The following is a 15540-nucleotide window of genomic DNA, read 5'->3' as shown; positions in this document are numbered from 1 at the left end:
TCCGCACAATGGCCAAACGGCGCGCTAGTGGTGCCGGTCGCCGCCGCCACTGCCGCCGCGGGCCGCGCCGCCGCCGTAGCTGCGACCGCCGCCGCCGTAGCTGCGGGCCGGAGCCGAGTAGCTGCGAGCGGACGCCGAGTAGCTGCGCGCCGGAGCGGAGTAGCTGCGGGCAGGCGCCGAGTAGCTGCGCGCGCCTTGGTAGCCGCCGAAGCTGCGGTCGGCGGCCGAGTAGCTGCGCGCCGGAGCCTGGTAGCCGCGCTGCGCCTGAAAGCCGCCGCTCTGGTAACCACGATACGCGTTGGTGGTCTGGGCGCGATAGGCGCCGGTCTCGCCGCGGTAGCCGTAGCTGCCCGACGTCACCGCACGCGTCTCACCGCGATACGTGTTGCCCGCGAACCCGCCGTAGCGGTTGAACGCCTGCGGGCGGTTGAAGCCCGCCGCCGTGCGGTTGAAGCCGCCCATCGGACGTCCCGCGTAGCGTGCCGGCCAGGGGTGGCCCGACCACGCGTGCGCATCCCAGGCCTGACCGTTCCACGCGCTCACGTGGTAGAACGGGCGGTGGACCCAGCCGCTGCCGAACACGAACGCCAGGCTGAACGAGGGGCCGTAGCCGTAGGCGAAGCCGGGGTACCAGTAGCCCGGTCCGTAGTAGACCGGCGTCGGCAACACGCCGTCGTACGCGTCCTGCGCGTCGGTATCGATCTCGTTGGCTTGGAAGACGTCGCCGTCGGCGAAGCCCTGGATCGAAACCTGCATTCCCGGCTCGAGCGTCAGCCCGGTCGGATTGATGATGGTGCCTTGGTGCAGCTGGACGTCGTCGTCGTAGCCGTTGCTATCGGCGACTTGGATGTCGAAGGGACCGTCGACCGAGGCGATGGTTCCGCTCACGGTCTGATCCTGGTCGACGGGCGCTTGGTCCACGGCGTAGGACGGCACGTCCTGGGCCGACGCCACCGCCGGAACGATCAGCCCGGTCAACGCCGCCGAGACGGCGAGAGCCCGGGCAATCTTGCTGATATCGAACATGAATGCTTGTCCTCGAACGCCCCTCAAACGAAGGGCTCGTCCCCAGGGTACCGGCGCCGGTTTACACCGGCTTTGGAGGACGATGAGGAATTGGAGAGAGCGCTCCCAACCGTGCGCACATCGTTCAGACGAACGCGGGCTCGTAGACGTTGGCGTCCTGATCGGCAAACAGCGGATTCGAGAGGTAGCGCTCGCCGGTATCGCACCCGATGGTGACGATCAACTTGCCGGCGTACTCCGGACGCGCCGCCAATTGCAGCGCGGCGAACACGTTCGCGCCCGACGAGATGCCGACCAGGATGCCCTCTTCGCGTGCCAGCCGCCGCGCGACCGCGACCGACTGATCGTACGAGACCTGGATCACTTCGGAGTAGACGTGCGTGTCGAGGATCGCGGGCGCGAAGCCCGGCGCGAAGCCTTGCAGCTTGTGCGGTCCGGGCGCGCCGCCGGAGAGCACGCACGATGTGTCGGGCTCGACCGTCACGCAGATGACGGACGGCTTGCGCTCTTTGAGCAGATGGCCGGCGCCGGTGATCGTGCCGCCGGTGCCGACGCCCGCGACCAGCACGTCGACGCGGCCGTCGGTGTCGCGCCAGATCTCCTCGCCGGTCGTCCGATAGTGGATCTCCGGATTCGCCGGGTTGTCGAACTGGCCGGGCATGAAGTACTTGCCCGGATCGGAGGCGACGATCTCGTTCGCTTTGGCGATCGCGCCGCGCATGCCGTCGGTGCCCGGCGTGAGCACCAGCTGCGCGCCGTACGCTTTGAGCAGATTGCGGCGCTCGATCGTCATCGTCTCCGGCATGGTGAGGATGCAGCCGTACCCTTTGGCCGCCGCGACGAACGCCAGCGCGATCCCCGTGTTGCCGCTGGTGGGCTCGACGATGATCACGCCCGGTCGCAGCTTGCCCTCGCGTTCGGCCGCTTCGATCATCGCGACGCCGATGCGGTCCTTGACCGAGCCGGCGGGATTGAACGACTCAAGCTTGACCAGCACCTCGGCGCCGAGTCCGGCGTTCAGTCGCGGGATGCGGACGAGCGGCGTGTTGCCGAAGGTGTCGGCGATGTTGTCGTAGACGCGCACGCCGCGCACAACCCGCGTGCGCGGCGAAAGGGTGCGCGTCGGCCGCTATGAGGCCGGCGGATCGATCGTGATGCGCGAGTTGAAGCCGGAGAACTTGATGGCGTCCGTGCGGCCCGACGCGTCGACCGATTCCATCCGGTGGACCAGCCCGTCACCGCCGACGTAGACGGTCGAGGGGTGCTGCGGCTGATCGGGATCCGTGACGCCGTACGCGTGGAGGGTCTCGCCGTCCACCGTCTTCATTCCCAGGTCCGTCACTTCGATCCGCGTCGCGTGCGCGGTGAGCTGCTGCGGCGCACCGGCCGCGGCGAACGCGTCGCCCGCGCGCCCGGCCGCCATCGCCGGAATCGTCATCCAGTGTCCGTTGACGAACACCCACGTCGCGTCGCCGACGCGGATCATCTGCGTCGGGCCCATCGTTATGTGCATCTTGCCGGGCTGCACGATGTCGACTTGCATCGTCTTGCCCCCGGCGCTGATGTCCATGTGATACGAGGTCGCCTGCGAGAGTTTCATGAGGGCGACGCGGACGTCGTCGGTCGGTGAGGCGAACGCCGGCCCCGCCAGGGCCAGCACGAGCACGGGGGCGATCAGGATGCGCATTCGCAGCCTCCAATGAACGTGGGCGGTGGGGGTGGCGCTTTCTTGCGCCCGGCCGCGCGGCCACCCTGCCCGACCGCAGCCGCCGCCGCTCACACCGCGAAGAAGTCGCGCAACGCGGCCAGCGTCGACTCCGGCGCCTCCTCGGCCATGAAGTGCCCGGCGTCGATCGGACCGCCGCGCACGTCGTCCGCCCACTCGCGCCACACGGTCAGGACGTCGTACCACGCGCCGACTTGCCCACGCGCGGCCCACAGCGCCAACAGCGGAGCCGCGATGCGCCGGCCGGCGCTCTTGTCGCCCGCGTCGATCGCGTAGTCGTAGGTGGCGGCCGCGCGATAGTCCTCGCACGCGGCGTGGATCGTCGCGGGGTTGCGGTAGCAGCGCAGGTAATCCGCGAGCGCCTCGTCCGCGAACACGTTCGGGCGATTGGGCCGGCCCAAGAAGAACCGATCGGGATCGGCGCCGATCACGTTCTCGGGAAACGGCGCCGGCTGCGCCAGGAAGAACCAGTGCCAGTAGCCCAGGCCGAAATCCATGTCGGCGCGCGCGAAGTGCTCGTAGGTCGGCAGGATGTCGAGCACCGCCAGCCGCGTCACGCGCCGCGGATGATCGAGCGCGAGCCGGTAGGCGACGCGGCCGCCGCGGTCGTGTCCGGCCAGCGCGAAGCGCTCGAAGCCGTAGTGGCGCATCACGGCGACGGCGTCGCGCGCCATCGCGCGTTTCGAGTACGGCTCGTGGTCGTCGGTCGTCGGCGGCTTCGAGCTCTCGCCGTAGCCGCGCAAGTCCATCGCGACGACGGTGAACTCGCGCGCCAGCTCGGGCGCGACGCGGTGCCACATCACGTGCGTCTGCGGATGCCCGTGCAGCAGCAAGAGCGGCGGCCCCGCGCCGCCGCGGCGCACGCGAATCTGCGCCTCGCCCGTGTCGACGCGCTCGAGGACGAAGCCGTTAAACATATTTCTTATAGGCGGATCGGGCGAAGCCCGAACGCGACGGGTTGCGCGCAGCGCAAGCCACTACTCGGTGCCGACGTCCCAGAGCATGCCGAGGTCGCGCTTGGCGAAGGCGCGGAACGCGATCAGCGTCTCGGTCGCGGTGATCCCGGCGTGCGAGGCGATCCGTTCGGTGACCAGATCGCTCAGCTCGTCGTGCTGGCGCACGCGCACGATCGCGACCAGATCGTACGGACCGGCGACGCTGTAGCACTCGGTCACGCCGTCGATCGCGAGCAGCTCCTCGGCGAGCGAGCGCACGCGACCCGGCTCGACGTTCATCAGGACGACCGCGGTGATCACCTCGCCGCCTACCGTCTCGAACGCGCGCGTCCCTGTCGGCGACCTTGTCGTCCAGCGGAATCGCGTGATAGGGTGGCGTGAGATGCGCGCCGAGCTCGACGAGATCGTCTTACCGGAGCGGAAGCCGGCCCTGGAGTGGATCGGCGGCCGCGCCGTGCAGAAGGTGAGCCCGAAATATACCCACGCGGCGCTGCAGGGACGGCTCACCGCGCTGCTCAGCGCCTGGGCGGACGGCCGCGGGCGCGTCGGCCCCGAGTGGCGCTTTCGCTTGGCGCCGCCCGGCGAGGCCCGGCGCCCGCTCGTTCCCGACGTCGCGTATCTCTCGTTCGCCCGTCTGGCCGCCGACGCATACGATGCGGCCGAAGAGCCGACCATCGCGCCCGATGCGGCGTTCGAGATCCTCTCGCCCGGTAACCGGCGCCGGCTGATGGCCGAGAAGACGCGCGTCTACCTCGCCGCCGGTGCCGGCCTGGTCGCGATTCTCGACCCGTTCGCGCGCACGCTGACGGTCCACGACGGCATGGGCGCGCGCACGTTGCGCGGCCCGGAGAGGCTCGAGCATGCCGCGTTGCCCGGCTTCGCACCGAGCGTCGACGAGCTGCTGGGCGCATCGACGTTGCGGCCGCCGCGCGATTAGGCCCGCTGGGCGACGAGCCGCGCGGCGACCGCGATCAGGAAGGCGCCGCCGGCGCGTTCGGTCCATGTCAGCAGGGCCGGCGAGCCGACCGCGCGGCGCGCCGCGCCGCCCGCCGCGGCGTAGAGCGCGAGCACGACCAGCTCGATCGTCTGCGAGGTCAGCCCGAGCAGCGCGATCTGCGGCGCCGCCGCGCGATGCACGTCGACGAACTGCGGCAAGAGCGCCACGAAGAAGACGATCGCCTTGGGGTTCGCCAGCTGCGTCACCAGGCCGCCGGCGAACCCGCTGGCCGCGCTCGGCACGTCCGCCGGCGCGTCGGCGACGCGCGTCGACAGCGCGCGCACGCCCAGATAGGCGAGGTAGAGCGCGCCGGCGATCTTGACCGTCTCGAACAGCGCCGCCGACGAAGCCAGCACCGCGCTCAGCCCCAGCGCCGAGAGGACGAAGTAGATCGTGTTGCCGGCGACGATCCCGAGCGCGGCCGCGAGCGCCGCGGCCGCCCCGCGTCGCAGCGCCGTCCCGACGGTCAGCAGCACGGCCGGCCCCGGAATGAGACAGAGGGCCGTCTCCAGGAGCGCGAACGTCAGCCAGACCTTGCCGTCGATCATTCGCCCCACTCTGTGATCGCGTTCGCGCGCACCTGCGCCGCCATCGCCGCGACCGCGGGCAAGCTCGAGAAGATCGCGCTGGTCGCCGAGTACCTGCGCGGGCTCGCCGACGCCGACCTCGCGCCGGCCGCGCGCTTCTTCACCGGCAACCCGTTTCCGCAGCGCGACGCGCGCAGCTTGGCCGTCGGCGGCGCGACCATCGTCGAGGCGGCGACCGCGACCTGGGGCGTCGATCCGGCCGCGCTCTCGGCCGCCTACCGGGCCAGCGGCGACCTCGGCGCCGCCCTGGGCCCGTTCGTGCAGCCGGCCGTGGACCTGGGCCTCTTTCGCGACGAGGAGCTGACGCCGGCCCGGCTGGGCGCGCTGCTCGACGAGATCGCGGCCGCCCGCGGGAAGCAGGCGCAAAAGCGGCGGCGCATCCTGTGCGAGCGCATCTTCGGCGCCTGCACCGATCCGCTCGAAGCAACGTACGTGGTGAAGATCCTCACCGGCGAGTTGCGCATCGGGCTGCGCGAAGGGCTCGTCCTCGACGCGATCGCGCTGGCGTTCGCGCGCGATCCGCGCGAGGTCCGGCGTGCGGCCAGCGCGGCGGGCGACGTCGGCGTCGTCGCGCTGGCCGCCAAAGGCGACGCGCTCGAAGAGGTGACGCTGGCGTACCACACGCCGGTCGCGTTCATGCTGGCGACGCCTTTGGCGTACGGCTCCGCCTACGAAGCGCTGGCCGGCGCGGGCTGGCGCGTCGAGGACAAGTACGACGGCGTGCGGGCGCAAGCGCACGTCACGCCCGAACGCGTCTCCCTCTTCTCCCGCACCCTCAACGACGTCGCCGACGCCTATCCCGAGGTCGTCGCGGCGCTGCGCGCGCTGCCCGAGCGCTGCGTGCTCGACGGCGAGCTGGTCGCGGTGCGCGAAGGTCGCGTGCTGCCGTTCCGCGCCCTCCAGCCGCGCCTGCAGCGCAAGACCGTCGAGCCGGAGCTGCTGCGCGAGGTGCCGGTGCGCTTCGTCGCCTTCGACTTGCTCGCGCACGCGGACGACTTCGTGCTCGAGTCGCCGCTGGCCGAGCGGCGGGTGCGGCTCGAGACGCTGCTTCACGGCGCGCCCGACGCGTTGGCGCTCGCCCCGGCCGGCGCGTTGACGTCCTCCGACGCGGCGGTCGTGCACGAGCACTTCGCCCAGGCGCGGGCGCGCGGCAACGAAGGGCTGGTGTTCAAGCGAGAAGACGCGCCGTACACCCCCGGCCGGCGCGGAACCTCGTGGCTCAAGCTCAAGCGCGAGCTGGCGACGCTCGACTGCGTCGTCGTGGCCGTCGAGTGGGGCCACGGCAAGCGCGCGCACGTGCTCTCCGACTACACCTTCGCCGTGCGCAACGGCGACGCGCTGATGGTCATCGGCAAAGCGTACAGCGGGCTGACCGACGTCGAGATCGCCGAGCAGACGGCCTGGTTCGAGACCCATCGTCTTCCGCCCGACGACGCGCGCCGGGCCTACGCGCGGCTGGGATTGCGGCGGCGCGAGATCGTGGTCGAGCCGGAGCTCGTCGTCGAGATCGCGTTCGACGTCGTGCAACAGAGCCGGCTGCACGCCGGCGGCTATGCGCTGCGCTTCCCGCGCATCGTCCGCTTACGCCCCGACAAGACCCCGGCCGACGCCGACACCCTGGCCCGCGTCGCCGAGATCTACGCCGAGATGCTGGCCCGCGAAGCCGGCGAAGAGCGAGCGGGCTCATGAGCTCGGTGCACGCGTTTCTGTCCGGGCCGTTCGTACACGGCTTTCTGTTCGTGGTCCTGGCGCTGTTCCCGGTGGTCAACCCGCTCGGGATGGCGCCGATCTTCTTGCGCTACACGAGCGGCACCGACGATGCGACGCGCGCGAAGTTGGCGCGCCGGGTGGCGTACAACAGCTTCGCGCTCGCGCTGGTCTCGCTGGTCGCGGGCTCGCTGGTGCTGCGCTTCTTCGGGCTCAGTCTGCCGGCGGTGCAGATCGCCGGCGGCATCGTCGTCGCCGCCACCGGTTGGCGCTTGTTGAACCAAGGGCAGGACGATCCGGAGAACCGCGCGCCGGCGGCGTCGGTCGCGGCGGTGATGAGCGGCGCGTTCTATCCGCTCACGCTGCCGCTGACGGTCGGGCCCGGATCGATCGCGGTGATGCTGACGATCGGGAGCAGCGTCAGCGACGTGCTGCGCAGCCGGGCCGCGCTGCTCGAGGAGCTGGGCGGCATCCTCGGCGTCGCCGCGACGGCCATCGTCATCTACCTCTGCTACCGCTACGCCGAGACGATCTTGCGCCGGTTGGGCGACAGCGGCGTCAACGTCCTGCTGCGCCTTTCGGCCTTCATCTTGCTGTGCATCGGCGTGCAGATCGCGGTCGACGGCGCGCGCACGCTGTTCGTCGTGCCCCGTTTCTGAACGCCGCGCGCGGCGCGGCAGCTCGTTTCAGTGGTGTCGGCGGCGTTCGCGCTCGGCGCGGATCTTCGCGATCCGGTCGTAGACGTCGGGGCCGCTCGGCCGGCGCCCGCTCGGCTGATGAGCGCGCAGCCGCGAGACGAGCACGGCGACGATCACCCCGACCGCCGCGGCGACGAAGCCGAGCCGGACGCCTGGCCGTAGAGGCAGGAGAGCAGCCGACGCGAGCAGCACAGCAAAGAGAGCGAGCAGGTTTTGCCAGCGGCGCATCGGCGGCGCGGTCACCGTGCACGCTTCGGCTGCCACAGGTACCGAGCCCTGGCTCGTGGTACATCGCGACCAGCGGTACGAGCGGGCGTTCGCACCCCAAAAGAACGGTTCAACACAGAGGTCGTCATGTTCCGACGCCGGTTTGCTATTCTCGGCATCGTCGCCGTGCTCGCCGCATGTGGCGGTGGAGGCGGGGGTGGAGGCGCGGTTCGGCCGCCCACCGCACCCGGTACGTCGGCGCCCACCAGCGCGCCGACCAGCGCGCCGGCGGGCTATGCGAAGGCGTCGTTCCAGATCACCGTCCCGCTCGCGTCGTCGTCGTCCGCGGCGAAGTGGCGCGCGGCGCGCGCCAACGTGCGGACGCCCAAAACGGTACCGGCCGGGACGCAATCGATCACGTTCACGCTGCTCGAGACCTCGAACGCCAGCGTCACGCCGGGCTCGACGACCCCGGCGTACTCGCTGATGGCGGGCGCGCCGGGCTGCACCGGGGACGGCGAGACGACGCCCATCACCTGCACCTTCCAGATCAGCGCCCCGCTCGGAGAGGACATCTACCTCGCCAACGTCTACGCGTCGACCGACGGCAGCGGCACGCACATCGGCAGCGGCGCGACCTACCTCAACGTGCAGAACAACGCGACCAACACCGCGCAGCTCTCACTGGCCGGCCCGATCACCAGCGTCTACATCGCGACCGACGACACGACGACGACCGGACCGTTCGGGCCGGAGGCCACCGCCGAGATCGGCTGCCTGTCGGCGTTGCCCGATATCCCGCTGGCGGACTGCGCCGGCGAGGGCGACGGATCGATTCCGCAAAGCGCGCGAATCTTCGTCGTGGCGCTCGACAACGCGGGCAACCAGATCATCACGCCGGACACGTTCACGACGCCGGTCACGCTGACGATCGCGTACGGGACCGTCCAGATCACCTCGACGCACCGCAAGGCGGCCGGCGGGCCGGTGCTGCACCCCTATCCGGAAGGCCCGACGCCGACGCCCACGCCGACACCCGCGCCCGAGTCCCTCCTGCAGCTGACGGCGACCTACGCGTTTCCGCAGGGCGGCGTGACCTCGGCTTCGAGCTCGCTGGGGAGCCCGACGGTCAACGTCGAGTCACCGGCGGACGTGGTCGTCGCCGCGCCGATCGGCAACACGGCGAACGAGGCCGATATCCAGGTGACCGCGTCGATCGGCGAGACGCCGCAGACCGGCACCATCGTGTACGTCATCTGGCCGAACGTGACGCCGGCGCCGACGCCGACGCCGACGGCGTCGCCCACCCCGATCCCGATGGTGTGGGACGACTATCAGGACTACGAGGGTTTCCAACCTTCGTACGAGGCGAACGGCGACGCGACGTTCCAGGCCGGCTGGAATCCGCTGCTCCCGTGGACCGAGTACGACTTCCAGGTCGATACGAGCGCGCTCGTCTCCGGCCAGACGATCTCGCTCGACGCGACGAACTGCGCCGCGGACATCGGGCTGGTCGGCATCGTCGGCACCGCGAGCCCCTCGCCGTTGCCGGCCGGGACCGCGCCGCCGACGACGAGTCCGAGCAGTCTCCAGACGACCAGCGCGACCCCGAGCCCGCAGTTCGCGTTCTTCGTGCAGCCCAACGCGCCGCCGACGTCCGGGTGCGCCGTCACGGCAACGGACACCAACGCCGACGTCTCGACACTGATGTTCCAGTTCACCCAGGGCTCGTTGACCGTGGAGAACCACGGCCGCAAGCTGCAGCTCAAGAGGGTCCACCCGTGACCGCCTCCCCTCGGTTGTTCTTCCTCGCACTCGGTCTCGGGTGCGCTCCGCTCCTCGCTGCGTGCAGCGGCGGCGCGGCGGCGCCGTCGGCAACGCCGAAGGCGCCCACCGCGACGCCGACTCCGACGACACAGAACATCGCCAAGGCGACCGGCACGCTGCACATCAAGTTCTCGCACATCAAGGAACACCTGAGCGCGAGCGCGCGAAAAGGCGCCGGCGGTCCACGACGCACGCCGAAGTTCGTCGATCCCGCGGTTGGGAGCTACCTCGAGATCGCGTCCTGGGGCTCGTGCCAACAGTACACGATGGGCATCTTCAACTTCAACACCGTTACGATCGTGCCGGTAGCGCCGAATCAGCCGGATGGATCGCAAGTCGCGTCCGTGCCGATCGTCGCCGACGGCTGTTCGACGAACGTGTACGTCTACGAAGTCAACGAGGGCGATCAATCACCGCCGACCACGTTCCCGACGTACACCAACGTCGAGGCGGATAGCGGCGGCGATCTGCTGGCCTACGGCGAGGGAACCATACCCAGTGCGACGTCGGCGGGTACGACCGTTGGCGTCACGGTGACGATGTCGATCGCGCCGTACCAGCTCGGCATGGCGTTCGCGCCCACCCTGGGGGACGCCGCCGGCACGCCGGACGGAACGGATTCCGACTCCCCGTCGACCTTCTCGCTCGACAACTACACGTACGCCCCGACGTCGGATGGATGGGCTTACGGATACGCGGTCGCGGGAGATCTCGCGCAGTCGATCGACAGCTGCTACTTCGGCACGGATCCCGTCGGTGCCGGCGGGATGCCCACGATCGCGCTCGTCCAACAGACGTCGAGCGGGACGAGCCGGATCGGTCAAGTCGCGAGTGGTGCGTGGGTGCTCTACTACGACGGCTCCAACGCGGTGGAGGCGGAGTTCTCGACCACGGTCGGCCCGTTCCCGACCGACGGCCCCTATGCGCCGGGATACACGGGCTTGCCCTACTACACGCAGGCCACTCCGATCATTTCGACCGCGCAACAAACCACGGGCTGGGTCAACTTCGTGTGCAACAGCTACTGCACCGACGATCCGTAGCGCAACGGTGCGACGAGCGCGCCGCCGCGCGCGCTAGTCGCCTTCGTGCAGGTGCAGGTGGCAGCCGTCCTCGGCGTTGTCGAGCACTTCACGGGCTTCGGAGAGGACGTTGGACGGCAGATCCTCGCCCTCTTCGACCGAGCCTTCCTCGGCGAGGAACTCGATCTCGTCCCAGTCCTCCCACGTCTCGAGCGGCTCGCCCTCGACCTCGGTAGGAAACCGTACGCAGAAGCCTTGCTCGATGTGTAGCCCGGACACCAACACGCGCGTGCCGCGCGGGAAGTACGTCCCGTCTTTCCAGAGCGTGCCGTACGCCGTATCGTAGTGCCGACCGATTTCGATCTTTTCGATCGTTCGTCTCCCCGCAAGGAAAAGGTTCAAACCGGTGGGGTGGCCCTTCCGATTCGGTGCGGCCATGTGCTATACCCGTCACGATGAGTGAGCGGCGGATGAAAACTTGGCGTATCCTCTCGTCGGCCTATCCGATCGAGACGCCGTTCTTGCGACTGCGCGCGGACCGCATCGAGCTGCCCAGCGGAACGGTCGTCGAAGAGTACTTCGTGCGCGAATCGCGCGGGTTTTGCGTCGTCCTCGCCCTGACGCCGGATGACGACGTTCTCCTCGTGCGCCAGTACAAGCACGGCATCGGCGAGTTCGTACTCGAACTGCCGGCCGGCATGCTCGAGCCGGACGAAGCGCCGGCGGCGTGCGCGGCGCGCGAGCTGGCCGAAGAGACCGGCTACACCGGCGCGGAGCCGGAGTTCGTGCGCACGTTCCTCGCCGATCCGACCAACTCGACCGGCCGCTTTCACCTCTTCGTCGTGCGCGACGCGCGCGCGACGGTGGCGCCCGATCCGGACCTGACCGAAGAGATCGAGGTCGTGCTGGCACCGGCCGGCGAGCTGCGCGCGATGGCGCTCGACGGCCGCATCAACGCCGGCTCGCAGGTCGCGGCGGCGCTGGTCGCGTTGGAGTACCTGGGCCGTTAGACGAGGGCGCTGATCGCGGTGCCCAGGCCGAGCGAGGCGAAGAGCTCGTCGACCTGCACGGCCGCCAGCTGCTCGGTATCGCGCAGCACGTCGACCGCGACCGCGGAGGTGCCGCCGGCGGCGATGTCCATCGTGGAACTGGCTGCGGAAACGCCGTCCATGGTACGGTCAGTATGCCATCAGCAGCCGGGTGCCCGCAACCACCCGGCTGAAACTTGGCTTTGGTTCGCAGGGTAGCTGGGGGCGGAGGTCGTGATGCGTTTCTTTCTCCAGGTGACCGGGATCGTCGCGCTCGGCATCGTGCTGCTGGTGCTCCTGGCCTTCGTGCTCAAGATCGTGTTCATCGCCGCCATCATCGCGGCGCTGGTCGTGGCGTTCCTCACGCTGCGCAACCTGCTGACCCGCCGCAAGACCCGCGTCCCGACGATCACCTACCGCCGCTGAGGGCCCCGACAGGACGCGTTCGCATTCTCTCGTAGGACGAGCTATCTCGCGTCGTCCCGTCGGGAGGGTGTGTCACGTCTTACTCACCGGTCCGTGTCGCTTTGGCGACCCTGCTGTTCGCCATGCTGCCGGCCGTCGCGCTGGGGCAAGACGCGCCGGCGTCGCCGACGCCCCATCCGACCCCGACGCCCACCCCGCCCTATAACCGGCTCGCGCTGCGGCTGATCGGGCCGGCCCTGGCCGGTGGACGCGTCTCCGCGGTCGCCGGCGTTGCCGGCGATCCGCGCTTGTACTACCTCGGATCGGGCGGCGGCGGCGTTTGGAAGACGGACAACGGCGGCGCGACCTGGTCGCCGGTCTTCGACGCCACCGGAGTCGCGTCGATCGGCGCGGTCGCGATCGATCCACGCGATCACCAGGTGGTCTGGGTCGGCACCGGTGAGGCCAATCCGCGCAACGACGTCATCGCCGGCGCGGGCGTCTACAAGAGCACCGACGGCGGCAAGACCTGGGCGAACGTCGGGCTGACCGGAACCCGCTCGATCGCCTCGATCGTGATCGATCCCCGCGACCCGAACGTCGTGCTGGTCGGCGCGCTGGGCGACGTCTTCGCCGACTCGCCGGAGCGCGGCGTCTTCCGCACCACCGACGGCGGCAAGACCTGGACCAAGACGCTCTTCGTCGGACCCTCGAGCGGCGTGAGCGAGATGGTCGCCGATCCGAAAAATCCGAACGTCGTGTACGCCGGCATCTGGCAGTTCCGGCGCATGCCCTGGACGTTCACCTCGGGCGGTCCCGAGGACGGCCTCTACAAGTCCACCGACGGCGGCACGACCTGGACGCGGCTGACCGGTCACGGGCTGCCGGAGGGGATCACCGGCCGCATCGGTCTCGCGGTGGCGCCGTCCGATCCGAACCGCGTCTACGCGCTGATCGAGTCGAAGGACGGCATCTTGTGGCGCTCCGACGACGCGGGCGCGAGCTGGAAGCTGATGACCAAGAACACGCTGGTCGATCAGCGGCCGTTCTATTTCTCGCACCTGCGCGTCGACCCGTCGAACCCCGATCACCTCTACGGCGTCTCCGAGCAGCTCTCGGAGTCGAAGGACGGCGGCAAGACGTTCAAAGAGATCGCCGACGAGGTGCACGTCGACTACCACGACTTGTGGATCGCGCCCGACGACCCCAAGCGCCTGATCTCGGGTGAGGACGGCGGCTACGCGATCTCGCTCGACGGCGGCACGCATTGGTCGTTCTCGGAGAACGTCCCGATCGGGCAGATCTACCACCTGGGCTACGACGACCAGACACCGTATCGCGTGTGCGTGGGCCTGCAAGACAACAACGGCTTCTGCGGCCCGACCAACGCGCTCGATCCCGAAGGGATTCCCAACGCGGCCTGGGAGCGCATCGTCGGTGGCGACGGGCAGTGGGCGTGGCCGGATCCGCGCGATCCGAATTTGGTCTGGACCGATCTGCAGACCGGCCGCGTCAGCGTCTACGACCGCACCGCGCAGCGCAGCTTCTTCGTGCAGCCGTACATCGGCACGTCGGCGACCGACTTCCGCATCGCCGACGCCCCCTATCGCTTCAACTGGGACGCGCCGATCGGCTTCGACCCGTTCGACCCGACGGCGACTTGGCTCGGCGCCAACGTCGTCTTCGCCACGCACGATCGCGGCGTGCACTGGCGCGCGATCTCGCCCGACCTGACGGCCGACGTCAAGGCCCACCAGCAGCCCTCGGGCGGCCCGCTGGCGCTCGACGTGTCGAGCGCGGAGAACACCGACACCATCCTCGACGTCGAGGGCTCGGTCAAAACGCGCGGCGAGATCTGGGTCGGCACCGACGACGGGCTCGTGCAGCTCACCCGCGACGGCGGCGCGCACTGGACGAACGTCACGCCGGCCGGGATTCCCCAATACGGCCGCTTCGAGATGGTCGCGCCGTCGCCGCTGGTCGCCGGCACCGCCTACGCGGTGCTCGACCAGCACTATCTGGGCGACCCGCGCCCGTACGCGTTCGTGACCCACGACTGGGGCGCGCATTGGAGCGCGATCGTCGCGGGTCTGCCGGCCGACCAAGAGACGCGCGCGATCCGGCCCGACACGCGCAACCCGCACCTGGTCTATTTGGGCACGGAGCGCGGCCTGTGGCTCTCGTACGACGACGGCCGGCACTGGGAGCGACCCGCGCTCGGCCTGCCGCCGGCGGCGGTCTTCGACCTGCGCGTGCAGCCGCGCTGGAACGATCTGCTGGTCGCGACGCACGGCCGCGACGTCTACGTCCTCGACGACCTCGCGCCGATTCAGCAGCTGCCGGCCGCCGAGGCGGCCGGCGTCGCGCTGTTCCCCATCCGCACGACGTACCTGTTCTCCACGCACGCCGACGACGAAGGGCTGTACACCGGCTTCGCCGGGACCAACCCGCCCAGCGGCGCGATCATCTCGTTCTACCAGAAGACGCCGGGCGCGAGCGCGCCGGAGATCGACATCCTCGACGCCGGCGGTGCGCGCATTCGCCGGCTGGCGGGGACGCATCGCGTCAGCGACCGCGACGTTCCGTGGGTCACCAACTTCGTCGGGATCAACCGGGTGACGTGGGATCTGCGCGAAGACGCGCCGACACCGTGGACGGGCGCGGCGCGCCGCGAGTACCAGGGACCGCAAACCGGTGCGCAGGTGCCGCCGGGCGTGTACGTCGCGCAGATCGTGCTGGCGGGGCAAACGCTGAAACAATCGATCGTGGTCGAAGCGGACCCGCGCGCGCACCTGAGCCGGTCCGACCTGTTGACCGGTCACGCGTTCGCGAAGCGGCACCTGACCGAGCTGGGCGCGGTCGACGCCGCGCTCAACCGGCTCGACGCGATCGCCGCATCGGCGCCGCAGCGCGCCGCCGGCGCGGCGCCGCCGCTGGCGGCGGAGCTGGCCGCCGCGCGGGAGCGCGCGCTCGCGCTGCGCGGCTTGCTGACGGCGGACTACGAGAACGACGAGGACTCGATCCAGCGGCCCGGCCGCGTGCGCGAGGATCTGCAGCGCATGACCTACGTCGGCGGCGGCGTGATCACGCCGGCGGTGGCGGACTACGCCGCGCGCGTCGACCGGGCATACGCGGCCGCCATGGCGCAGGTCGCGGCGTTCGTCGCCGGCGAGGTCGCCAAGGCCGACGCCGACCTGAAGGCGGCGGGAAAGCCGGCCCTCGCCACCAGCGGCGCCAAGCGGGCCGACGTCGTGGGCGGCCCCGCGGCCCCGGACGCCGAGGGCGCCAGTAGCGCCGCTGATGACGGCGACTGAAAACGTCGTGCGGCCCGGCAGGTAGCCGGGCCGCATGGGG

At 70.2% G+C, this 15540-nt stretch carries 17 protein-coding genes; 8 read left to right on the top strand and 9 right to left on the bottom strand.

Annotated elements, in window-relative coordinates; all coding sequences use genetic code 11:
* Positions 1-24: 24 nt before the first annotated feature.
* The 5 genes from VMD91_17835 to VMD91_17815 form a co-directional block, all read right to left on the bottom strand.
* The gene (locus tag VMD91_17835; GenBank protein ID HTW85936.1) at positions 25-1026 is read right to left on the bottom strand and encodes a hypothetical protein; all 1002 of its coding nucleotides are present in this window, start codon (positions 1024-1026) and stop codon (positions 25-27) included.
* Between the two features lie 124 nt (positions 1027-1150).
* Positions 1151-2110, bottom strand: coding sequence for a cysteine synthase A (cysK, locus tag VMD91_17830; protein HTW85935.1), 960 nt, complete (start codon positions 2108-2110; stop codon positions 1151-1153).
* Between the two features lie 45 nt (positions 2111-2155).
* Positions 2156-2713 carry a hypothetical protein gene (locus VMD91_17825; GenBank protein HTW85934.1) on the bottom strand — a complete coding sequence of 186 codons (558 nt, stop codon included), beginning with the start codon at positions 2711-2713 and terminating at the stop codon, positions 2156-2158.
* An 89-nt stretch (positions 2714-2802) separates the two neighbouring features.
* Positions 2803-3669 (bottom strand): alpha/beta hydrolase, encoded by an 867-nt coding sequence (locus VMD91_17820; protein ID HTW85933.1) that lies wholly within the window; start codon positions 3667-3669, stop codon positions 2803-2805.
* 60 nt (positions 3670-3729) lie between these two features.
* On the bottom strand, positions 3730-4008 hold the full coding sequence (locus VMD91_17815) for an Lrp/AsnC ligand binding domain-containing protein (GenBank protein ID HTW85932.1): 279 nt from the start codon (positions 4006-4008) through the stop codon (positions 3730-3732).
* A gap of 82 nt (positions 4009-4090) precedes the next feature.
* On the opposite strand from VMD91_17815, the gene VMD91_17810 reads away from it, so the two are divergent.
* On the top strand, positions 4091-4645 hold the full coding sequence (locus tag VMD91_17810; protein ID HTW85931.1) for a Uma2 family endonuclease: 555 nt from the start codon (positions 4091-4093) through the stop codon (positions 4643-4645).
* Here VMD91_17810 and VMD91_17805 read toward each other — a convergent pair.
* Entirely contained in the window at positions 4642-5253 is a 612-nt protein-coding gene (locus VMD91_17805; GenBank protein ID HTW85930.1) for a LysE family translocator, read from the bottom strand. The two genes, VMD91_17810 and VMD91_17805, sit on opposite strands and share 4 nt — an antisense overlap.
* Positions 5254-5265: 12 nt before the next feature.
* Here VMD91_17805 and VMD91_17800 point away from each other — a divergent pair, with 12 nt between their 5' ends.
* Positions 5266-6981, top strand: coding sequence for an ATP-dependent DNA ligase (locus tag VMD91_17800; GenBank protein HTW85929.1), 1716 nt, complete (start codon positions 5266-5268; stop codon positions 6979-6981).
* Positions 6978-7658, top strand: a complete 681-nt coding sequence (locus VMD91_17795) for a MarC family protein (GenBank protein ID HTW85928.1) — start codon at positions 6978-6980, stop codon at positions 7656-7658. The genes VMD91_17800 and VMD91_17795 overlap by 4 nt, the downstream gene beginning before the upstream one ends.
* Before the next feature lie 27 nt (positions 7659-7685).
* Here VMD91_17795 and VMD91_17790 read toward each other — a convergent pair whose 3' ends face one another.
* Entirely contained in the window at positions 7686-7940 is a 255-nt protein-coding gene (locus VMD91_17790; GenBank protein ID HTW85927.1) for a hypothetical protein, read from the bottom strand.
* A gap of 111 nt (positions 7941-8051) precedes the next feature.
* Here VMD91_17790 and VMD91_17785 point away from each other — a divergent pair, with 111 nt between their 5' ends.
* Both VMD91_17785 and VMD91_17780 read left to right on the top strand, forming a co-directional pair.
* Positions 8052-9689: a hypothetical protein gene (locus tag VMD91_17785; protein HTW85926.1), complete on the top strand. Its 1638-nt coding sequence runs from the start codon at positions 8052-8054 to the stop codon at positions 9687-9689.
* Positions 9686-10774, top strand: coding sequence for a hypothetical protein (locus VMD91_17780; GenBank protein ID HTW85925.1), 1089 nt, complete (start codon positions 9686-9688; stop codon positions 10772-10774). The genes VMD91_17785 and VMD91_17780 overlap by 4 nt, the downstream gene beginning before the upstream one ends.
* Before the next feature lie 33 nt (positions 10775-10807).
* Here VMD91_17780 and VMD91_17775 read toward each other — a convergent pair whose 3' ends face one another.
* On the bottom strand, positions 10808-11155 hold the full coding sequence (locus VMD91_17775; protein ID HTW85924.1) for a hypothetical protein: 348 nt from the start codon (positions 11153-11155) through the stop codon (positions 10808-10810).
* Between the two features lie 68 nt (positions 11156-11223).
* On the opposite strand from VMD91_17775, the gene VMD91_17770 reads away from it, so the two are divergent.
* On the top strand, positions 11224-11763 hold the full coding sequence (locus tag VMD91_17770) for an NUDIX hydrolase (protein HTW85923.1): 540 nt from the start codon (positions 11224-11226) through the stop codon (positions 11761-11763).
* On the opposite strand, the gene VMD91_17765 is transcribed toward VMD91_17770, so the two are convergent.
* Positions 11760-11894, bottom strand: a complete 135-nt coding sequence (locus VMD91_17765; protein ID HTW85922.1) for a hypothetical protein — start codon at positions 11892-11894, stop codon at positions 11760-11762. The two genes, VMD91_17770 and VMD91_17765, sit on opposite strands and share 4 nt — an antisense overlap.
* 124 nt (positions 11895-12018) lie before the next feature.
* Between VMD91_17765 and VMD91_17760 the strand changes: the two genes are divergently transcribed.
* Positions 12019-12207 (top strand): hypothetical protein, encoded by a 189-nt coding sequence (locus VMD91_17760; GenBank protein ID HTW85921.1) that lies wholly within the window; start codon positions 12019-12021, stop codon positions 12205-12207.
* Between the two features lie 101 nt (positions 12208-12308).
* Entirely contained in the window at positions 12309-15500 is a 3192-nt protein-coding gene (locus VMD91_17755; protein ID HTW85920.1) for a hypothetical protein, read from the top strand.
* Positions 15501-15540 lie beyond the last annotated feature (40 nt).

It is taken from the genome of Candidatus Sulfotelmatobacter sp., from assembly GCA_035504415.1.
In the GTDB taxonomy this organism is placed as follows: Bacteria; Vulcanimicrobiota; Vulcanimicrobiia; order Vulcanimicrobiales; family Vulcanimicrobiaceae; genus Vulcanimicrobium.
The sequence above is the reverse complement of the archived record's forward strand: the minus strand, read 5'-3'. Positions and strand labels throughout refer to the sequence as shown.